This window comes from Ruegeria sp. CDSC079 (assembly GCF_059610505.1).
Map to the genome: position 1 here is coordinate 1 of NZ_JBXWNT010000004.1, position 21437 is coordinate 21437.

18 protein-coding genes are annotated in these 21437 nt (G+C 57.8%); 11 read left to right on the forward strand and 7 right to left on the reverse strand.

The genetic code is table 11. The annotated features are described in order from the left end of the window. Positions 1-266 precede the first annotated feature (266 nt). Positions 267-1028 (forward strand): NAD kinase, encoded by a 762-nt coding sequence (locus AC2FIC_RS08070; protein ID WP_142632779.1) that lies wholly within the window; start codon positions 267-269, stop codon positions 1026-1028. A gap of 262 nt (positions 1029-1290) precedes the next feature. Here the strand turns inward: AC2FIC_RS08070 and AC2FIC_RS08075 are convergent, their stop codons facing one another. From AC2FIC_RS08075 to AC2FIC_RS08085, 3 genes are all read right to left on the reverse strand, one after another. After that, entirely contained in the window at positions 1291-2730 is a 1440-nt protein-coding gene (locus AC2FIC_RS08075) for an amidase family protein (protein ID WP_496692458.1), read from the reverse strand. A gap of 73 nt (positions 2731-2803) precedes the next feature. Further along, positions 2804-4693, reverse strand: a complete 1890-nt coding sequence (prpE, locus tag AC2FIC_RS08080; RefSeq protein WP_496692457.1) for a propionate-CoA ligase PrpE — start codon at positions 4691-4693, stop codon at positions 2804-2806. A gap of 265 nt (positions 4694-4958) precedes the next feature. Further along, a complete protein-coding gene (locus tag AC2FIC_RS08085) occupies positions 4959-7232 on the reverse strand; it encodes an NADP-dependent malic enzyme (protein ID WP_496692456.1) in 2274 nt (757 codons plus the stop codon). A gap of 186 nt (positions 7233-7418) precedes the next feature. On the opposite strand from AC2FIC_RS08085, the gene AC2FIC_RS08090 reads away from it, so the two are divergent. The 7 genes from AC2FIC_RS08090 to upp all read left to right on the forward strand — a co-directional run bounded on the left by AC2FIC_RS08090 (position 7419) and on the right by upp (position 13804). Further along, positions 7419-8111: a hypothetical protein gene (locus AC2FIC_RS08090; RefSeq protein ID WP_496692455.1), complete on the forward strand. Its 693-nt coding sequence runs from the start codon at positions 7419-7421 to the stop codon at positions 8109-8111. Then, complete coding sequence (locus tag AC2FIC_RS08095) at positions 8086-9177, forward strand: cupin domain-containing protein (RefSeq protein WP_496692454.1); 1092 nt, start codon at positions 8086-8088, stop codon at positions 9175-9177. The genes AC2FIC_RS08090 and AC2FIC_RS08095 overlap by 26 nt, the downstream gene beginning before the upstream one ends. A 102-nt stretch (positions 9178-9279) precedes the next feature. Beyond that, complete coding sequence (locus tag AC2FIC_RS08100; RefSeq protein WP_142632791.1) at positions 9280-9672, forward strand: cytidine deaminase; 393 nt, start codon at positions 9280-9282, stop codon at positions 9670-9672. Positions 9673-9676: 4 nt separating this feature from the next. After that, entirely contained in the window at positions 9677-10984 is a 1308-nt protein-coding gene (locus AC2FIC_RS08105; RefSeq protein WP_496692453.1) for a thymidine phosphorylase, read from the forward strand. Next, positions 10981-12192, forward strand: coding sequence for a phosphopentomutase (locus AC2FIC_RS08110; RefSeq protein ID WP_496692452.1), 1212 nt, complete (start codon positions 10981-10983; stop codon positions 12190-12192). Before AC2FIC_RS08105 ends, AC2FIC_RS08110 begins: the two co-directional genes overlap by 4 nt. Continuing rightward, the gene (locus AC2FIC_RS08115) at positions 12189-13175 is read left to right on the forward strand and encodes an adenosine deaminase (RefSeq protein WP_496692451.1); all 987 of its coding nucleotides are present in this window, start codon (positions 12189-12191) and stop codon (positions 13173-13175) included. The genes AC2FIC_RS08110 and AC2FIC_RS08115 overlap by 4 nt, the downstream gene beginning before the upstream one ends. After that, positions 13172-13804 (forward strand): uracil phosphoribosyltransferase, encoded by a 633-nt coding sequence (gene upp / locus AC2FIC_RS08120; RefSeq protein WP_496692450.1) that lies wholly within the window; start codon positions 13172-13174, stop codon positions 13802-13804. Before AC2FIC_RS08115 ends, upp begins: the two co-directional genes overlap by 4 nt. Before the next feature lie 6 nt (positions 13805-13810). Here upp and AC2FIC_RS08125 read toward each other — a convergent pair whose 3' ends face one another. Beyond that, complete coding sequence (locus AC2FIC_RS08125; protein ID WP_496692449.1) at positions 13811-14824, reverse strand: hypothetical protein; 1014 nt, start codon at positions 14822-14824, stop codon at positions 13811-13813. Between the two features lie 152 nt (positions 14825-14976). On the opposite strand from AC2FIC_RS08125, the gene AC2FIC_RS08130 reads away from it, so the two are divergent. From AC2FIC_RS08130 to AC2FIC_RS08140, 3 genes are all read left to right on the forward strand, one after another. After that, positions 14977-15912: a DMT family transporter gene (locus AC2FIC_RS08130; RefSeq protein ID WP_496692448.1), complete on the forward strand. Its 936-nt coding sequence runs from the start codon at positions 14977-14979 to the stop codon at positions 15910-15912. Further along, a complete protein-coding gene (locus AC2FIC_RS08135) occupies positions 15909-16556 on the forward strand; it encodes a sulfotransferase family 2 domain-containing protein (protein WP_496692447.1) in 648 nt (215 codons plus the stop codon). Before AC2FIC_RS08130 ends, AC2FIC_RS08135 begins: the two co-directional genes overlap by 4 nt. A gap of 186 nt (positions 16557-16742) precedes the next feature. After that, entirely contained in the window at positions 16743-17471 is a 729-nt protein-coding gene (locus tag AC2FIC_RS08140) for a Hint domain-containing protein (protein WP_496692446.1), read from the forward strand. Between the two features lie 67 nt (positions 17472-17538). On the opposite strand, the gene AC2FIC_RS08145 is transcribed toward AC2FIC_RS08140, so the two are convergent. Genes AC2FIC_RS08145 through AC2FIC_RS08155 form a run of 3 tightly spaced genes read right to left on the reverse strand, consistent with a single transcriptional unit; the run spans position 17539 to position 21432 of the window. Further along, the gene (locus AC2FIC_RS08145) at positions 17539-19740 is read right to left on the reverse strand and encodes a 3-hydroxyacyl-CoA dehydrogenase NAD-binding domain-containing protein (protein ID WP_496692445.1); all 2202 of its coding nucleotides are present in this window, start codon (positions 19738-19740) and stop codon (positions 17539-17541) included. Continuing rightward, positions 19733-20221, reverse strand: a complete 489-nt coding sequence (locus tag AC2FIC_RS08150) for a cupin domain-containing protein (RefSeq protein ID WP_142632807.1) — start codon at positions 20219-20221, stop codon at positions 19733-19735. The genes AC2FIC_RS08145 and AC2FIC_RS08150 overlap by 8 nt, the downstream gene beginning before the upstream one ends. Further along, complete coding sequence (locus AC2FIC_RS08155; protein ID WP_142632809.1) at positions 20221-21432, reverse strand: acetyl-CoA C-acetyltransferase; 1212 nt, start codon at positions 21430-21432, stop codon at positions 20221-20223. Before AC2FIC_RS08155 ends, AC2FIC_RS08150 begins: the two co-directional genes overlap by 1 nt. Positions 21433-21437: the final 5 nt, after the last annotated feature.

The window sequence follows — 21437 nt, forward strand, 5'->3', positions numbered from 1 at the left end:
CGCTGACGGCCCAGCTCGGACGTGATCGAGCCGAACAGCTCTGGGTCGCGCGCTGAGAGAGACTGGGTGAAAAAACCGGTATCACGTAGATTGGCGTTCATGGGGGCTCCACAATGCTGGGATTTCTTGCGGATTTCCTATCGGAAACGGGACATCGGCAAAAGGCTTAAAGCGACGATTTGGCCAACGGTGGCGTCAAGTCTGGTCTATAGGGGAAAGGTATGATTGTTTCGGAACCAAATGTGCAGCTCTGGAAACCACAATAGATGATTCAAAGAATCGCTTTTCTTGCCAGCGACGCCAAGGTGGCTCAAACCGCACGCGACAAACTGGTCAGGCGCTATGGCAATGCGGCGCCGCGTGATGCCGGTGTAATTGTCGCGCTGGGTGGGGACGGCTTTATGCTGCACACTTTGCACAACATGCAGCACCTCGATACGCCCGTATATGGCATGAATCGTGGAACAATCGGGTTCCTGATGAACGAGTTCCACGAAGAAGACCTGATGGACCGTCTTTCCGCCGCTGAAGAAGAGGTCATCAACCCGCTGGCAATGCGCGCGATGGATCAGTCCGGCAAGATTCATGAGGCGCTAGCCATCAATGAGGTCTCTTTGCTAAGGGCAGGCCCTCAGGCGGCGCGGCTGAGGATCAGTGTGGACGGTCGCGTGCGCATGGATGAATTGGTTTGCGATGGCGCTTTGCTGTCAACGCCAGCAGGATCGACGGCTTATAACTATTCCGCGCATGGGCCAATCCTGCCGATTGGATCGGATGTTCTAGCTCTGACAGCGATTGCAGCCTTTCGTCCGCGACGCTGGCGGGGGGCGCTGCTGCCCAAAATCGCCCAAGTGCGGTTCGATGTGTTGGATGCGGACAAGCGGCCGGTCATGGCGGATGCGGATTCAAATTCATTTCCGGATATTGATTGGGTCGAAATTCGATCTGAACCGGCGATCCGGCACCGTATCCTGTTCGACCCGGGCCACGGCCTGGAAGAGCGTCTGATTTCGGAGCAGTTCACCTAATTGAAAGGCCAGGTATGAATTAATCGCGCTTGTGTGAACCAGTTCACACGAATCCGATTAACATTAAGGTACTGTGAACTTGCCTGGAGAACACGCCATGGTGGAAGTGAGTGGCCATCAACGGCGGTTTCGAAATGAACGTGCAGTTTATGTGCGGGCGAGGGTAGGTGGTGCTACGCTCGTTATCGGATTTCTAGGCATATTTTAGAAAGCGGACCCCGGGTACAAAACCCCGGGGTCAATTTTTTTGGACAACGTCTATTTAGAAGGACGTCCCCATTTTCTTCCACAATGGCAGGCACATTTGCCCTACCCGGTCTTCTACCGCCGCGGCGGCGTCTACGGCCATATCCTCGCGCCATCTGCGGGCTGCGATCTGGATGTTGATCGGCTGCGGCCCATGCGGCAGCTCGGCCAGCCGCGCCGGAACACATGCCGCGGGCAGGCCGATGAAGTTCATCGCATAGGAATAGACCGCACAGCCCAGAACTTCATGCACGCCCTCGGCGCCCTCGGTATCTCGGTCCGGTTTGAAGAACGGCTGTGGCAGGAATGGTGACAGGACCAGAGGATAGTTTTGCATGAACAGAGACCACTCGCGCGCATAGTGGCTGCGCTTGGCCAGCATTTCGATAAGGTCTGTGCCAACTATGGGTGGGAATTCCTGAAAGTAGACCTCGAATATGTCGCGGATTGTTTTTGATCCCGCAGCCTCGATATCGGCTTTCAACAAGGTCAAAACTTCGCCCATCAGGGCGCGGTACCCGCCACGACCAGCTTCAAAGATATCGGGTGGTGCGACCTCTTCCACTACATAGCCTGCTTCGATCAATGCATCGCATGCAGTATCCAGAGCCTTGTCGACTTCGGGATGCAAATCGTATCCAAAGGTCTGCTTGGTGAAGGCGACCTTGATCGGGCCGGTTTGGTCCTCACCCCGCCACGGCATCGGCACGTGAAACGGATCGCGCGGATCGGGCGCGATCAAGCTGGGCATGGACAGGTGCAGGTCCGCTGCGGAGCGCGTGATCAGACCCTGCACCGACATCGATTGTGCCAATATGCCCCGTTCTGCCGATTGGCTGGGATTCCACGCCGGAACACGACCCAGACCCGGTTTGACGGTGACCGCCCCATTGGCGGCGGCTGGAAATCGCAGACTGCCCCCTATATCGTTGCCATGGGCCAGCGCACCGATCCCAGCCATCACAGCCGCGCCCGCGCCACCAGAAGATCCCCCGGGCGAGATATGACGCCCCCAGGGGTTATACGTGCGGCCATGCAGTTCGTTATCTGTGTCAGCACGGAATGAAAATTCGGGCGTGTTGGTGCGACCGATGACGATGGCGCCCGCCTTTTGCAGGTTGGAAACAACTGGCGCATCATCCGGGGCGATCACGTCTTTCAGGGCAACGACCCCATTCGAGGTCGCATGTCCTTTTTGATCGACGTTGATCTTGATGGTGACCGGCACACCATGCAGGGGGCCGGGCTGCTCTCCGCCACCGACCGCCTTGTCCAGATATCGCGCACGGTCCAGCGCCTGCAGGCTCAGATCTTCAACAACCGCATTCAACGAAGGGTTGACCTGATGCATCCGCTCGATTGCGGCTTTTACGGCCTCTTCCGCGCTGAGTTTACGGTTGCGGGTCAACGCGGTCAGATCGGTGGCGCTCAGACGCCAGATGTCGGTCACTGTCATGGGGCCTCACTGTCTTGGTCAGACAGTAGAGGCCCAGTGTCAGGTTGCAAGAGGCGGCAACTGTGCCGATATTCTACTGGGCGTAGCCTATGGATTTCAGGGCTTCGGTGATTTCGTCCAGAATCGCCGGATCGTCGATGGTGGCGGGCATCTTGTATTCCTTGCCATCCGCAATCGAGACCATGGTCCCGCGCAATATCTTGCCCGACCGCGTTTTGGGTAGGCGATCGACAACCACGGCCAGCTTGAAGGCAGCGACCGGTCCGATCTTTTCGCGAACCAACTTGACGACATCCTGAACGACGTCCCCATGGTCGCGGTCACAGCCCGCATTTAGGCATAAGAAGCCAACCGGCATCTGGCCCTTCAGCTGATCCGACACACCGATCACGGCGCATTCGGCAACGTCAGGGTGCGCGGCCAGAACCTCTTCCATTCCGCCGGTGGACAGACGATGGCCCGCGACGTTGATCACGTCATCGGTGCGCGCCATGATGTAGAGGTACCCGTCCTCATCAACCATGCCCGCATCGCCGGTTTCATAATATCCGGGAAAGTGATTCAGGTACGAGCTTTTGAACCGGTCTTCGGCGTTCCACAGCGTTGGTAGAGTGCCGGGGGGCAGGGGCAGCTTTACCGCAATCGCGCCCAGCTCTCCGGGTTTCATCGGGTGGCCGCCTTCGTCCAGAATCTGCACGTCGTAGCCGGGCATCGGCTTGGCAGGTGAGCCCAGCTTGGTTGGCAGCTCTTCAATCCCCAGCGGATTGCCCGCGATGGTCCAACCGGTTTCGGTTTGCCACCAATGGTCGATGACCGGAACGTTCAGCGCGTCTTTGGCCCATTCGATCGTGTCGGGATCTGCCCGCTCTCCAGCCAGAAACAGGGCTCGCAGGCAGGAGAGGTCGTATTCAGGGATTAATTCCCCCTTGGGATCTTCACGTTTGACCGCGCGGATTGCGGTGGGAGCAGTGAAGAAACTGCGAACATTATGCTCGGATATCACCCGCCAGAAGGTGCCCGCGTCTGGGGTTCCAACCGGCTTGCCCTCGAACACTATCGTGGTGTTGCCGTGGATCAGCGGCGCGTAGCAGATATATGAGTGGCCAACGACCCAGCCGACATCAGAAGCCGCCCAGAACACGTCGCCGGGATCCACGTTATAGATGTTCTTCATCGTCCAGTTCAGGGCGACCAGATGGCCGGCCGTCGGCCGTACGACCCCTTTGGGCGCTCCGGTCGTGCCCGATGTATACAGGATATAAGCTGGATCATTGCCATCGACAGGAACACATTCCGCAGGCTCAACACCGTACTGGAACCCGTGCCAGTTGAAATCACGCCCCTCGATCAAATGCGCAACCTCTTGTTCGCGCTGGAATATCACGCAGAAATCGGGCTTGTGGCTGGCAAGTTCGATGGCACCGTCAAGCAGCGGTTTATAATGCACCACACGGCCCGGCTCCATCCCGCAAGAAGCGGCGATGATTGCTTTTGGTTTGGCGTCATCAATACGGACCGCCAATTCGTTGCTTGCAAAGCCACCAAACACAACCGAGTGCACCGCACCCAGCCGGGCACAGGCCAACATCGCCTCAAGCGCTTCGGGGATCATCGGCATATAGATGATAACCCTGTCGCCCTTTTCGACACCTTTTGCCCGCAATGCCCCGGCCAAAGTAGCGACCCGATTGCGCAGTTCGACATATGAGATCTCGCGCTTGGTGTGGGTGATTGGGCTGTCATAGATGATGGCCGTCTGTTCACCGCGACCATTCTCGACATGGCGATCAACCGCATTCCAGCAGGTGTTGACCCTGGCATCACAGAACCATTCATAAAGAGGAGCATTGTCGTCAAACAAAGCCTTGCTGGGTGGCCGAACCCAATCAATTCCTTTTGCAGCTTCCATCCAGAATGACTCCGGATCGGATTTCCAGCTCTGGTAAACGTCCTGATATGCCACTTTGGTCTCCTCCGAAAAATCCCTGCACCGTGTCTAGGGCGGGGTATAGGGGGCAGACAAGCGGTCGAAGTGACGGGGCGTCACTTTATCGCAAAATATTTGCAGATGTATAAGAATTTCCCTGCAAATTTTTGCAAACCTGTCGGCAATTTATGGATTTTGCGCGCCGAATTCACAGTTTTGCAAAACTGCAAATGTATTGGTGCAAATATGAAGGAATCAGTCCGGGCACCTGTTTCGGTGCCCGGAGGGGATCCGTGACCCTTTACCCGTAATGAGCGACAGGCGTTCCTGCGATCGCCGCCATGTTCAGTAACCCGCGTGCGGTGATCGAGGGGGTCACGATATGTGCCTTGTTGCCCATACCCATCAGGATCGGGCCAACTTCCAGCGCGTTGGCCTTCATCTTCAGGATGTTTCGCACACCGCTGGCGGCATCTGCGTGGGCAAATATCAGGACGTTGGCAACACCTTCTAGACGTGAATGCGGGAAAATGCGCGACCGCAGTTCCGGGTCAAGCGCTACGTCCAGATTCATCTCACCCTCATATGTGAAATCGCGCGGCTCCGAGTCCAGAATCTCCAAAGCGGCCCGCAGGCGCTTGCCCGAGCCTTCGGCCTGATTGCCGAATTGAGATTGCGAACAGAACGCGATTTTTGGCTCCAACCCGAAACGCCGGACATGACGGGCCGCGCCCAGGGTGGTTTCGGCAAGCTCTGCAGGCGTTGGTAATTGCCGCACATGTGTATCGGCAATGAACAAGGGGCCGTCCTCAAGAACCATCAGAGATAAAGCGCCATGCGCGCGCAGGTCGCCATTGGCTAACACCTGTTCGACATAGCTTAGGTGCCAGCGGTATTCGCCAAAGGTTCCGCAGATCAGGCTGTCGGCCTCGCCACGTTGGACCATGATCGCCCCAATGGCTGTGCTGTTGGTGCGCATGATGGCCTTGGCCAGATCAGGGGTGACACCGCGGCGCTGCATGATCTGGTGATATGAGGTCCAGTAATCATAGTAGCGATTGTCATGTTCCGGGTTCACGATCTGAAAATCCTCGCCGGGACGCACGGTCAGGCCCAGGCGCTCGCATCGCGCTTCGATGACTTCGGGACGTCCGATCAGGATCGGTGTTTCCGTGGTTTCTTCCAGAATGGCCTGAGCGGCGCGCAACACACGTTCGTCCTCGCCCTCGGCAAATACAATGCGGCGCGACGCAGCTGCTGCGGCCTCGAAAACCGGGCGCATGATCAGGGCGGATTTGAAAACCGTCTGGTTCAGGCGCTCTTTATAGGCCTCCATATCTGGAATCGGACGCCTGGCAACGCCACTGTCCATAGCCGCCCGGGCCACTGACGAGGACACAACAGCGACGAGGCGCGGGTCAAAAGGTTTTGGGATCAGATAGTCAGGTCCGAATGTCAGTTGCTCGCCCTTATAGGCGGCGGCGGCTTCTGCACTGGTCGTTGCCCGGGCCATATCAGCGATACCGTCTACGCAGGCGATCTGCATAGCGTCGTTAATTTCGGTCGCACCAACATCCAGGGCGCCCCGGAAGATGAAAGGAAAGCACAGAACGTTGTTCACCTGATTGGGAAAATCACTGCGACCCGTTGCGATGATCGCATCGGGGGCCACTTCGCGAGCTGCGTCCGGCAGAATCTCGGGCGTCGGGTTGGCCAGCGCGAAGATGATCGGACGGTTGGCCATTTTCGCGACCATTTCAGGTTTCAGCACATTTGGTCCGCTGAGACCCAGAAACAGATCGGCCCCTCCGATGACGTCATCCAGCGTGCGCAGATCGGTCTTTTGCTCGAACTGGCTTTTGTGCGGGTTCATATCCTCGGCGCGCCCTTCATAGACAAGCCCATGAATGTCACACAGCCAGATGTTTTCGCGTTTCACGCCCAGTTTCACCAGCATGTTCAGGCAGGCGATCCCTGCCGCACCGCCGCCGGTCGAGACGATTTTGATATCCTCGAACTTTTTCCCGGCCACATGCAGCGCGTTCTTGGCAGCGGCGCCCACGACGATTGCGGTGCCGTGCTGGTCATCGTGAAAAACGGGGATGTTCATCCGCTCGCGGCACAGTTTTTCGACAATAAAACAATCGGGGGCTTTGATGTCCTCAAGATTGATCGCCCCGAACGTGGGTTCCAGCGCGCAAACGATATCGGCCAGCTTTTCGGGGTCGGATTGGTCAACCTCGATGTCGAAACAGTCGATCCCTGCGAATTTCTTGAACAGAACCGCTTTGCCTTCCATCACCGGCTTTGAAGCCAGAGCGCCTATATTGCCCAGGCCCAGCACTGCTGTTCCGTTCGAGACCACGCCAACAAGATTGCCCCGCGCAGTGTAAAGCTCGGCGTTGGATGGGTCGGCCTTGATTTCCAGGCTGGCCTCGGCGACGCCAGGCGAGTAGGCGCGCGCCAGATCCCGACCGTTGGCCATGGGTTTCGTAGCCCTGATTTCGAGCTTTCCAGGCTTTGGGTGAGCGTGATAATCAAGCGCGGCCTGTCGCAGGTTGGGAGTGTCAGACATAGGCAATTCATCTCCGTTCCGAATTTGGTTGAAGGGTTAAACTATTTCTGGCGCCTTGGCTACGTGACGTCACTTCATAAATGGATTTTTGCCAAACACGGCCGTAGGTTGAATTTTGTTCCAATATGGTTACGGTCTCGCATCTTCATATTCGGCACCGCTTCCACAGGAGATCGAAGGCCCAAGATGACCCCGGAAAAACAATCTCAGTCGATACCCGTCACAACCGATACCAAGCGGTCCTTTGGGCTGGACCAGCCGCTGTTTCGTGCAGCGATTGGTGTTGCGTTGCTGATCTTGGTGGTCCTCTGTATCTGGCCGGTGCAGGCGATGTCCCTCAGCCATGAAGGCGGCCCGTTCGAATCCATTTCGGCCGCGGCACTTGTTCTGGCCGGGGGCATTGCGCTTTTCCGGTATCGCGGGATTTCCCGTCTCTATATCGGTCTCGTCTGTTTGCTGCTGGCAGAGCGCGAACTTGCTGCGGATATCTATGCCGTAGATAGCCTGCCATATGGGATTCTGAATGGGCTGGACACGCTGCTTGATATGAACGCGGTTCGCGTCATCCTGGCTGTTTTGGTTCTGGGAGGCTTGCTCTGGCACGGGGTGCCAAACGGGTGGCGTGCGTTCAAGCAACGGGTCCCGTTTCTAATGGTGTTCTTTCTGGCCGGTATGTGTGCGGTGGTTGCGCAGGGGTTGGAAGAAGTCAGTGGCGCACTGAAAGACGACCTGTCGGACCAGATGATCATGCGTTTGTTTGTGTTGGAAGAAACGCTTGAGATGTTCTTTTCGATTGGCATTTTGGCTTCTGTTCTGATCGGATGGCCCAAAGCCACGACCGAAGAGAACTTGAATGACCAGCAATCAGACCAAAGCTGAGATTCGTCTGCCGACGCAGGAATTACGTGACGACATCCCGTTTTTTACCAAGGTACTGGGGATGCGGATGGATATGATCTATCCGGCTGATGATCCTCGGGTCGCCGTGTTCTCGGGGCATGGATTGCGATTACGGATCGAACAGGATGCACCCGAGGCGCCCGGAATGTTGCGCATTCTGACCGAAAATCCGGATGAGTTTGCGGCTGGCCAGCGCAGTTTGGTCGCGCCGAACGGGACGCGTGTCGAAATTGATGAGCTGAACCCGCCGATGGTGATGCCGGATACCGTGCATTCCTTTGTCGTGCGCAGACTCAAGGATCAGGCCCCGTGGGTCATCGGGCGCGCCGGAATGCATTATCGCGATCTGGTACCCGATCGCTTGGGCGGGTCGATCATTGCCAGCCATATCCGCATTCCTGATGGCGGTCCGGTTCCAGACATGGTGCATTTCCACAAGGTCGGGTTTCAGTTGATTTTCTGCATCCATGGCTGGGTCGATGTGGTTTACGAGGATCAGGGCGACAAGATGCGCCTGACCGCCGGTGATTGCTTTATCCAGCCGCCCGAAATCCGTCATCGTGTGTTGGAAGCATCGGACAATGTGCAGGTGATCGAAATTGGTGTTCCTGCCGAACATGTCACCGAAATCGACCACGAAATGCAGTTGCCGACCCCGCAATACCGCCCGGATCGCGAATGGCAGGGCCAGCGCTTTGTCTACAACCGGGCCGAGGGGGCAGAATGGGGGCCGTTCCGTTTGCCGGGCTACATCTGTCGCGACACCACGATTGCCCAGAACACGATGGGTGTCGCAGGCGTTCAGGTGGTGCGTCGGGGGCAGGGTGGCACCGCCTGGGCTACACATGATACCGATATTCATTTCACCTTCGTTATGAACGGTGAGTTGACGCTCGAAGGCGAGGGGCGCGACCCGTATCGGCTGGAACAAGGTGATGCCTTTGTCATTCCACCGGGCATGCGGACACGCCTGTCTGATCCGACCGATGATGTTGAACTGCTTGAGGTCGCGCTGCCTGGCGTGTTCAATACGGTTCTGGATTAAGCATTTTGGCTCAGGAATTCTGCGCTCGGGGCTTCAATTCCCCGGGGGCTTTCATTTAGGGTATGACTTTCTGACCAGATGATCAAAAAATGGGGAATCGCCATGAGCTTGAAAGACGCAGCCTTGTCCGTGCGGGAAAACGCCTATGCGCCTTATTCCAATTTCAAGGTCGGCGCGGCGATCCGGTCCCTGTCGGGGCAGATCTACTCCGGTTGCAATGTGGAAAACGTGGCCTATCCCGAAGGCACTTGCGCCGAGGCCGGAGCCATTGCCGCCATGGTCGCTGCTGGCGAGCAGGAACTGACCGAGGTTTACGTGGTCGCGTCGTCTCCTCAGCCAGTACCGCCGTGCGGGGGGTGCCGCCAGAAACTGGCCGAGTTCGGCAAGCGTGACGTCAAGGTGGTATTGGCCAGCTTGGACGGGGCGGAGTTGAAAACCACTATCGGGGATCTGCTGCCAGGCGCATTTGACGCCTCGCATATGGAGGATGTGTGACCCCATGGACGCCCGCTCGATCATCGCAAAGTTGCGCCGCAAGGATATACCCTCCGCCGAGGAACTGCACTGGTTTGCGCAGGGGCTTGCCGATGGTGGGGTCAGTGACGCGCAGGCAGGGGCCTTTGCCATGGCGGTTTGCATGGGCGGGTTGGGCGCGCAGGGCCGCGCCGATCTGACCATTGCGATGCGCGACAGCGGCGATGTCCTGAACTGGGATGTGGAAGGTCCGGTAATCGATAAACACTCGACCGGGGGTGTGGGGGACAGCGTCAGCCTGGTACTCGCCCCCGCACTGGCCGAGCTTGGGGCCTATGTGCCAATGATTTCTGGCCGGGGACTGGGACATACGGGCGGCACGTTGGACAAACTTGAATCCATCCCCGGTGTGACCACCCAGATCAGCCAGGACCGGCTGGTGCAGGTGCTGAACGAAACGGGGGCAGCCATTGTCGGCGCCACCGGGCAAATCGCGCCAGCGGACAAACGGCTTTACGCCATTCGGGATGTCACGGCGACAGTTGAAAGCCTCGACCTGATCACCGCGTCGATCCTGTCGAAAAAGCTTGCAGCCAGCCCGGATGCACTGGTGCTAGACGTTAAGGTTGGCAGTGGGGCCTTTATGAAAACCCCTGATGACGCGCGCAATCTGGCACAGGCGCTGACAGAAACCGCCAACGCTGCAGGGTGTCGGACTTCGGCAGTCATAACCGATATGAACCAGCCGCTTGCCTCTGCGCTGGGCAATGCACTTGAGGTGGATGAGGTCATGAAGGTATTGACCCAAGCGCCTGATGCGCCGTTGGCTGTGATCTCTGCCGAGCTGGGCGGGGTTCTGTTGGCTGACGCCGGTATGTTTGCCACTTCGGAAGAAGGCCGGGACAAAATCGCCAAGGTCATCCGCGATGGCCGTGCCGCAGAACGGTTTGGCCGCATGATGGCCGCAGTTGGGGCACCCATTCACTTTGTCGACGATTGGTCGCGCTATTTGCCCGAAGCCAGCGTGATCCTCGAAGTGTCTGCTCCCGCTGCGGGCTATGTAACCACGATAGACGGAGAGGCTCTGGGCCTTGCGGTTGTCGAATTGGGTGGCGGACGTCAGGTTGAAAGCGATGTGATCGACCCTGCGGTCGGGCTGTCAGATCTGGTGCGACTGGGCGACCGGGTCGAAAAAGGCGCGCCATTGGCTGTCGTCCATGCCGCCCGCGAGGATGCCGCGCGACGTGCGGCTGATGCTGTTCAAAAGGCGATCACGCTTGGAACGGGTAAACCAGTGGTGCCATTCCTTGTCCACGAGAGGATCACGCCATGAGCCGCGCCTTCCTTGTGGTGATGGATTCTGTGGGTATCGGCGGTGCGCCCGATGCTGATCAGTTCTTTAATGGCGACATGCCGGATACTGGGGCAAACACTCTGGCCCATATCGCGCAGGCTTGTGCACAAGGTCAGGCGGAAGAGGGGCGATCCGGGCCTTTGCATCTACCGCATTTGGATGCGCTGGGGTTGGGTGCTGCGGCACGACTGGCCTCGGGTGCGGAAACGCCGGGTTTGCTGGCCCAGCCGACAGGTCTGTGGGGCTGCGCCTGTGAGGATTCACCGGGCAAGGACACGCCATCGGGGCATTGGGAGCTAGCAGGGCTGCCTGTGCCGTGGGACTGGCATTACTTTCCAAATACAACACCATCATTTCCGGCTGATCTGAGCAAGGCCGCAGCCGAGGCCGCCGGAACCGAAGGGGTTTTGGGGGATTGCCACGCCTCGGGCACCACGATCATCGCCGAATTGGGGGCCGAGCATATGCGAACCGGTTGGCCGATCTGCTATACCTCGGCCGACAGTGTCTTTCAGATCGCCGCGCATGAAGAAAGTTTCGGCCTAGACCGTCTGCTTGACCTCTGCCGCGCGCTGGCCCCACGTTTGCACCAGATGAAAGTGGGGCGTGTGATCGCACGGCCCTTTGTCGGCTCGCCCGAACAGGGGTTCACCCGCACGACCAACCGCAAGGATTTTGCCATCGTGCCGCCCGCTCCGGTGCTGACGAACTGGTGTCAGGATGCGGGCGGCCGTGTTCATGCAGTGGGCAAGATCGGCGATATCTTTTCCATGCAGGGAATCGATACACTGCGCAAAGGGTCGGATGCTGACTTGATGGGTCATCTGTCCGATTTGGTCGATGAGGCCGAAGAGGGCAGCCTGACCTTCGCCAATTTTGTCGAGTTTGACAGTCTCTATGGCCATCGGCGCGACATCAGCGGCTATGCCCGCGCGCTAGAATGGTTTGACCAAGAGATAGGTGCAATTCTGACCCGGTTGCGCCCCGATGACCTGATGTTGTTGACCGCTGATCACGGCAACGACCCAAGCTGGATCGGCACCGACCACACGCGTGAGCAAGTACCTGTCCTGATTGCAGGGCAGGGTGCGGGGCAGATCGGTCAGGTCAAATTCGCCGACATTGCCGCCAGTATCGCACATCACCTGAATATCCCGGCACAAGGGCCGGGGCGGAGCTTTCTATGACTGTCGCTGACCTACCCAAGATCGAACTGCACTTGCATCACGAAGGTGCCGCGCCGCCTGCCTTCATCCGTCAGCTGGCGCATGAAAAGCGCATCGACCTGAGCGGGATTTTCAAACATGACGGGTCTTATGATTTCCGGGATTTCGCCCATTTCCTCAGCGTATATGAGGCCGCCTGTGAGGTGCTGAAATCGCCCGAGGATTTCCGCCGTCTGACGTTGGCTATTCTTGAAGAAAGCGCGGCGAACGGGGTGGTGTATTCGGAAAGCTTTCTGAGCCCCGATTTTTGTGGCGGTGGCGATTTGGTGGCCTGGCGCGACTATCTAAGTGCCATTCAGGATGCCGCTGATGAAGCCGAGCGGAAATACGATATCACTCTGCGCGGCGTGGTGACCTGTGTCCGGCATTTCGGACCCGAACAGGCCAAGCTCAGTGCATATTGTGCCGCTGAAACAGCTGGCGACTGGATTACTGGGTTCGGTATGGGGGGCAATGAATCCATGGGGGTTCAGGGCGACTATAAGTGGGCGTTTGACTGCGCGCGCGAGGCTGGACTACGCCTGACCACCCATGCCGGAGAGTTCGGCGGGCCGGATAGTGTCCGCGATGCGATCCGTGATCTGGGAGTTGAACGCATCGGCCATGGCGTGCGTGCGATCGAAGATCCCGACCTTGTGCATGAGATCGTTGATCGTGGTGTGACGCTCGAGGTTTGCCCGGGCTCGAACGTGGTTCTGGGCCTGTTTCCCGACTTTGCCAGCCACCCGATTTCCAAGTTGCGCGAGGCAGGTGTCAAGGTCACCGTGTCCACCGACGATCCGCCGTTTTTCCATACCACAATGCGGCGTGAATATGAGATGTTGGCCAAAGCTTTCGGTTGGGAGGCCGAGGATTTTGCCGCCCTGAATGAAACCGCCCTGAATGCGGCTTTTTGCGATGAAGCGACCCGTGCGCGGGTCAAGAAAAGACTGGAGATATCATGAGCGAACACCTGACCGTCGTCGACCACCCGTTGGTGCAGCATAAATTGACGCTCATGCGGGACAAGGTCACTTCGACCGCCGAATTCCGTCAGTTGCTGCGTGAGATCACCTTGCTTCTGGCCTATGAGATCACGCGCGAAATGCCATTGACTACCCGGCACATTGAAACCCCGATGGAAGAGATGGACGCCCCCATCCTGGCAGGTAAGAAACTGGCGCTGGTTTCTATCCTGCGCGCCGGTAACGGAATGCTGGACGGCGTTTTGGAACTGATCCCCTCGGCCCGTGTTGGCTTTGTTGGCCTGTACCGCGATGAAAAGACTTTGAAGCCCGTCCAATATTACTTCAAAGCCCCTGAGGGGTTGAAGGACCGTCTGGTCATTGCCGTCGACCCGATGCTGGCAACCGGCAACAGCTCGGCCGCTGCGATTGATTTGCTGAAAGAGGCGGGCGCGACGGATATCCGGTTCCTGTGCCTGCTGGCCGCCCCCGAAGGCGTTGCCCGCATGAAAGAGGCACATCCGGATGTTCACATCGTCACCGCCGCACTGGACCGTGAGCTGAACTCAAAAGGCTATATCATGCCGGGTCTGGGCGATGCGGGCGACCGGATGTTCGGGACCAAATAAGCGGGCTTATCCGCCGCATATATTCTGCAGACGGACCCATTCGCGATCTGGCAGTATCTGTTGCAGGGGCTGGCCCGCCATCGGGTCGGCCTCGATCAGGCCCAGCACGGTTTCACCTGTGACGTCCGTCGCATAAGCAAAGGGGACTGAGGGCAAAGCTGCCTCGGCAAAAATTTCCAGCAGGTTCTCGTCGGGTACAGCCGGACGGGGTTCTGATAGAACTTCTTCGGTATAACTGTCGACAATCTGAGGTGTCAGCTCACCGGTTGTCAGCAGGCGGAACGCAGATCTGATGCCAGTACGGTCCAGCAGATCATCCAGTGGGTCCTGTGCCTGCACACGTGCACGTTCCGCAAGGATGTACCCGGCCACGACCGAGGGGTCTTCGTGATCTTCGACCAGAGATCGGTTCAACAGGACAATTCCACCCGGCAGGGTCAGGCTGGTCTGTACTCCGGCGGGTAGGATAACAATTGCGCGCACGCCCGTTCTTGCCGCCAGATGATCCAGTGCTTCCTGAGTGCCCTCGGACACGCAGGCGCGGCCTGACACTCTTTCGATGCGCCTCAGGATTGTGTCGCCGATGTCGATACGTTTGATTTCGGGAACGACGGATACGACATGGTTTTGTAACGCTGACGGTAACCACAACAGCATGAGCGCGGCCACAGCAGCCACAACCCCGGCCACGCTGAACCACCGCAAACGCCCGGGGTGGGGGCGTGACCAGTCGATGGCACGCTGCAGACGGTCAATGGCTTCGATCATCGTGGTTTCGGATTGGGCCAGTTCCAACGTCTCTTGTGGGTCGCCATCCGGGTGGTAAATTGCAGGGAAAACACCGGGGTTCTGGCGCTCTAGCGCAGCCAGCGACCAATGCGTCAGGGCCCGGTCGTTGAAATCCGATATCGTCAGCGTCGCTTCACCAATCGACACAACAACCTCGCGCCGCTGAACATCGGGCGAGGGGCGCCACAGACCGGTGGCTTCGATCCGCTGGAACTGTTTCAGTGCCGTCATCGGGGTGATGTCTGCTCGTTCTTAATTGGAGCCAGCTTAACACGCTAAATTCAACCGGCGCAAACCTGTTGCGCGACGTTCAGGAAATGTGCTGGATACCTAGACGAGCGGAATATTCTGTTACCGCTCTCCATCATGCCGCGGGGAAAATGATGCAGGCGGACACCCAGACTTCACCGGTTTTGGCCTCGGTGCTGATGGTCAGTGCTATGGCAATCATCGGCGTGATTGACAATGTGGTCATCTTGGTGGCCGAAACGATCGGTCTGTGGCAGTTCCATTTCAGCCGGGCACTGCTCATGCTACCGCTGATAATGGGCCTGTCACTGCTTGGGCTGGGCCGCTTGCGCCCGATTAGGTTTGGCCCCGTGATCCTGCGTAGTGTACTCATCACATTGGCCATGTTGTTCTATTTTGCCTCGCTTGCGCTGATGCCGATTGCTCAGGCGTTGGCGGGTTTGTTCACGTCGCCGATCTTTGTGCTGTTGATTACAACCGTCGCCATGAAGCAACGGATAGGCCCATGGCGTATTCTGGCCGTTGCAGTAGGGTTTGCCGGGATTTTGTGCGTGTTGCAGCCGAATCCCGGCGAGTTTGATGCAAAAACGCTGTTGCCGGTCGCCGGAGGGCTGTTCTACGCGTTCAGTTCAGTCATCACCCGAAGCCACTGCGCGCAGGAAAGCACAACGGCATTGCTGGCGGCTATGGTGACAACCTTGGGAGTGGCCGGAGCGTTGGGACTAATCGTGTTTTCTCTTTACCCAGTGGCTCCGGTCGCTGGGCCGGACGGGTTCGTCACCCGAGGTTGGGTCTGGCAGATGGGACCGGCACTTCCATGGATTATCGCGCAGGCTGTTGGTTCAACGATTGCGGTATTCATGCTGATCAAATCCTATCAGATCGGTGAGACCTCTTATGTGGCGGTGTTTGAATACTCGGTGATGATATTTGGACCCTTGTTCGCCTGGAGGGTCTTTGGGCAGAATATCGGTGTTCTGCAGATCCTCGGCATATGCCTGATCGCAACGGCCGGAGTTCTGCTGGCCTGGCGGTCCACGCGTCCCGCCGCTACAGAGGCCGCATCGTGATCATTTCGCGCGGTCGCTCTTATATCTTCGTCCACATTCCCAAAACTGGAGGGACATCTTTGTCGCTGGCTTTGGAACAGCGCGCGATGAAGGATGATGTTTTGCTGGGAGATACGCCCAAGGCAAAGAAACGCAATAGGCGGATCAAACAGCTATCGGCGCGTGGCCGCCTTTGGAAACATTCAACCCTCGCCGATATCGAAGGTGTTCTTTCACCGGATGAGTTGTCGGGGATGACAGTCTTTACCCTGGTCCGAAATCCCTGGGATCGGCTTGTCAGCTATTATCACTGGCTCAAGGTGCAAGGCTTTGATCACCCCGCAATCGCGCTGGCCCGCGCCCATTCGTTTGAAGGATTTGTCTGCCACCCTGCGACGCAACAATCACTCCGCCAGCTTCCGGCGCGGCACTACGTGACGCGAGCCGATGGTATCGAGCAGTGCCAGTATTTCATCAGACTCGAAGCGTTTGATCAGGACGCAGAGCCTCTGTTTGACCACCTGGGGTTCCGGATCACGCTGCCGCATCTGAATCGATCAGAGCGGGCGAAAGATTACCGCAGCTATTATTCAGCCGCATCACAGGAGGCCATCGCCGAGGCTTGCGCTGAAGATATAGACAGATTCGGATACTCTTTTGATTAGATGACAGAAATATAGTTTCCGTGCGGGACTTAATACCGGGCGATTACAGATCGTTGTTCCGTTTTTAGCGTTATCCAACGGGGTTTGGGACCCAAATCAGGCTCAAATGTGTCAAAATTTGGACGCTTGATCGGTTTGGATGCTAATGAATATCTATTGTTTTTGGTGCCAGCAGGGGGGAGGCACGTGTTTGAAGTAGTGAGTGACATGGGTATTTCAGATGTTCCGGAAAGCCGGACACAATTCGAAACCAGAGTAGAACTGAACGCGCGCCGTGGCGGCTTGATCCACGGGACCAGGGTTGCAACTGTCGACGGCTGGACGCCGATTGAAGACATTCAGCCTGGTGATCTGATCCGGACAGTCGAGAACGGCTTTAAGGTAGTAAGGCGCATTTCTGTCGATACGATTTCGGTTCCTACTGAAGAAAGTCGGATCGAGTATTTGCCAGTCCGCGTACCCCCAAGTGCCGTCGACAGCCCAGGTACGATTTGGATCATGCCTGAACAGGGTATAGCATTGGAGCATGGCACCGCAGATCTGACTGTTGTGGCAGCACGAAAGTTGAGCGGTTTGTTCCGCATCAAGTCGGACGTCCCGGCATCATCATTCGATGTCAGCGCACTGTTCTTTGACGAGGATGAAGTGGTCTATATGGAAGGCGGCATGCGCGCCTTCTGCCCGTCAGGGCGTTTCGGCGGCCACAGCGGCACAAGTGCGGGCTATCAAATTGCCGAAAGCGAAACAGCGGCGGATTTGGTCGAAGAAATACGAACCGAGGGCCGCGTGGCAGCCCTTGCCAACCCGTTGGGTGCGCTGCCTGCACCCATCTCGCTGGAACAAGTTGTCCCTTTGAGACCCAGCAGGGGTGCGCGTCGCCCGGGTCGTCCGGGCCGACCTCTCCCAGTGATCTGAACGGCAGACCAACCAAACACGACAAGCAGGGTGCTGGCGTAAGGTCTCTTACGCCAGCACCAACTGTTTAGGCAGCCTTGGCTTCGGGGTTGAACCGCCCGTAGAAGCTTTGGCCTTTATCTGCCATCTCACGCAGCAGCGGCGGGCAGGTAAACCGTTCCCCATATTGTGCGGTCAACTGATCGCAACGCTCGGCCGCATAAGGGGTGCCGATGATGTCCAGCCAGCTCAGTGGGCCACCTGACCAAGGTGCAAAGCCCCAGCCCAAGATTGCGCCGACGTCACCCTCGCGGATGTCTTCCAGAACGCCTTCTTCCAATGCGCGGACGGCCTCCAGAACCTGAGCGAACATCAGGCGTTCCTGCACTTCGATTAGGTCGGGCTGATCCTCTGCGAGCGGATACTTGTCCTGCAGACCCTTCCAATATTCGACGCGCTTGCCTTTTTCGTCATAGTCGAAGAAGCCCGCGTTTGCCTTGCGGCCCAGACGGCCCTGTTCTTCCATCCAGAAGATCAGATTATCGGACGGGCTTTCAGGATATTCGTTACCCATCGCGGCCTTGGTCGCGCGTGCGATCTTGGCACCCAGATCAATCGAGGTCTCATCAGTCAGCTGGATAGGCCCGACAGGGAAGCCCAACTGGCGTGCCGCGTTGTCGATCAGAACCGGGCTGACGCCTTCGGTCACCATCCGGGCACCTTCATTGATGTAGGGAATGATGCAGCGGTTGGCGTAGAAGAAGCGGGCATCGTTGACCACGATAGGCGTCTTGCGAATCTGGCGCACATAGTCCAGCGCCTTGGCCACTGCGCGATCACCGGTTTCCTTGCCTTTGATGATCTCGACCAAGAACATCTTCTCGACGGGCGAGAAGAAGTGGATGCCGATGAACTGATCCGCACGCACCGAAGCTTTGGCCAGGTCGCTGATCGGCAGGGTCGAGGTGTTCGAGGCAAAGATGCAGTCCTCGGGAATGATCGCCTCGACCTTTTTGGTCATCTCGGCCTTGACGCCCATGTCTTCGAAGACGGCTTCGATGATCAGGTCACAGCCCTTCAGATGATCAAGGTCAGGGGTCGCGGTGATGCGGCCCAGCATGGCCTCTTTCTTTTCAGCCGTAACCTTGCCGCGCTTCATACCTTTGTCCAGGTACGTCTCGGTATAGGCTTTGCCTTTGTCTGCTGCTTCCTGATCGCGGTCGACCAGAACAACTTCCATACCGGCTTGCGCCGATACAAGTGCGATACCCGCACCCATCATGCCAGCGCCCAGAACACCGATCTTCTTGACTGACTGATCCGGTACGCCCGCAGGACGCACGGCGCCTTTTTCCAAGGCTTCCTTGTTCAGGAACAGTGATCGGATCATGGCACCCGAAGACGGGTTCATCAAAACGGAGGTGAACCAACGGGCTTCGATCTTCAGCGCGGTGTCGAAATCAACCAGCGCACCTTCGTAAACAGCGCTTAGCAACGCCTTGGCGGCAGGGAACGCACCCTGGGTTTTGCTATTCACCATAGCCGAGGCGCCGACGAAATTCATGAAACCGGCAGGGTGGTAAGGCGCACCACCGGGCATTTTGTAACCCTTGGCATCCCAAGGCTTCACAATGTCCGCATCTTTGGCGTTCAGCACCCAATCTTTTGCCGCGGCAACTGGATCCTCTGCGATCTCATCGATGTAGCCTGCACTTTTCGCCTTTTTGACGTCCAGCATCTTGCCTTCCAGCAACAGCGGAGCGGCTGCAATCGCACCGACCTTGCGGACCATACGGGTGGTGCCACCAGCGCCGGGGAAGATGCCAACCATGATTTCAGGCAGGCCGTATTTCGCCTTTGGATTCTCGGCTGCAAAGATGCGATGCGTCGACAGCGGTAGTTCCATGCCAATGCCTGCGGCTGTACCGGGCAGGGCGGTTGCAATCGGCTTGCCGCCTTTCTTGGTCTTGGGGTCCATGCCCGCCAGCTCGATCTTGCGCAGCACGCCGTGCATATTCATGGTGCCTTCGAACAGGCCCTTGGCGGGGTTGTCGCCCGCCTGTTCTTTCATCACCGCAAGCAGGTTCAGGTCCATGCCACCGGCGAACGAACCTTTTTTCCCGCTGGTGATAACGATGCCTTTGATCTCGTCATCGGCAAGTGCCTGATCGATGCAATCGCTCAACTGTGCGAAGCCGTCAAAAGACATCACGTTCATGGATTTTCCCAGGACGTCCCAGGTGATAATGGCGACGCCGTCCGCGTCTTTGCTCAGAGTGAAATCAGTCATTGTCATCTCCAATCTGGTCAGCCGTTAGCGGGCTGCCATCTTTCCGGGTGAAAGAGAATCCGTTCTCATCATCCTTCACCATCATGTCTAAGTCGCTGTAATAGCCGGTCTCGTTCGGGGTCCGTGTGCCCACCACCAGAAAGGTCGCAGGCGCATCGGTGTTGTTCACAAGGTGATGGCCGTTGGCTTCACCTGCTGGCCATGCGGCGCAATCGCCGGGCTGCATCTCATGCTCGCCATCGTCGTCGATCAGCGTACAGGTGCCGCTTAGCATGATTGCAAACTCGTCCTGCTCCATATGGTAGTGGCGCAGCGAGGACATGCCTTGCGGTTCAAGCCGTACGATGTTGACCCCGTACTGGGTTAGCCCGCCCGCATCACCGAGGCGCTGAACAAAACGGCCTGCGGTCGCCTCGGCCAGCTTGCCGGGATAGGCCGAGCCGCCCTGAAACGGAATCTGAGAGAGATCCAGCTTGGGCATCAGACGCGCTCGATGATCGTTGCTGCACCCATGCCGGATGCGATGCAAAGCGTGGCTAGCCCAGTTTCCTTGTCCTGACGTTCAAGCTCATCCAGCAGGGTGCCGATGATCATCGCGCCGGTCGCGCCCAGCGGGTGGCCCATTGCGATCGAGCCGCCATTGACGTTGACCAAAGCCGGATCGACATCGAATGCCTGCTGGAAGCGCAGAACAACCGAGGCAAAGGCTTCGTTCACTTCGAACAGGTCGAGATCGCTGATTTTCATGCCGTTGTCGGCGAGGATTTTCTCGGTCACCGGAACAGGACCGGTCAGCATAATGGTGGGGTCGGTGCCGATCTTGGCCGTGGCCTTGATGCGTGCGCGCGGCTTCAGGCCGTATTTCTCGCCGAATTCCTTGTTGCCGATCAGAACTGCCGCCGCACCATCCACGATGCCCGAGCTGTTACCCGCGTGGTGGATATGATTGATCTTTTCCAGATGCGGGTATTTCAGCTTTGCGACGTTGTCGAAGCCGGGCATTTGCTCGCCCATCATCTGGAATGCGGGGTTCAAGCCACCTAGGCTTTGCATGTCCGTGCCGGGGCGCATGTATTCATCATGGTCCAGAATGGTCAGGCCGTTCTGATCCTTAACGGTGATGACCGATTTCGAGAACCGGTTGTCGTCCCACGCAGCTTTTGCACGGCGCTGCGATTCCATCGCCAGCGCATCAGCCTGATCGCGTGTGAACCCGTATTCGGTCGCAATGATATCAGCCGAGATACCCTGCGGAACGAAATAGGTGTTCATCGCCAGTGAAGGGTCAGCCGCAATCGCAGCGCCATCGCTGCCCATCGGAACACGGCCCATCATCTCGACCCCGCCTGCGATATAGGCGTCGCCCGCGCCGCCTTTGACCTGGTTGGCAGCTAGGTTCACAGCTTCCATGCCCGAGGCGCAGAACCGGTTGATCGCCAGCCCGGGGATCGATTCATCCAGATCAGAACCCAGCACTGCGGTTCGTGCCAGACAGCCGCCCTGTTCCATAACCTGGGTTACGTTGCCCCAGATGACGTCCTCCACGGCGTGGCCCTCTAGATTGTTCCGCTCTTTTACGGCGTTCAATGTCAGCGAGGACAGGCGCGCCGAAGTCAGCTCGTGAAGGCTGCCATCCTTGCGGCCTTTGCCGCGCGGGGTACGCAGGGCGTCATAGATATATGCGTCGGTCATAGTTT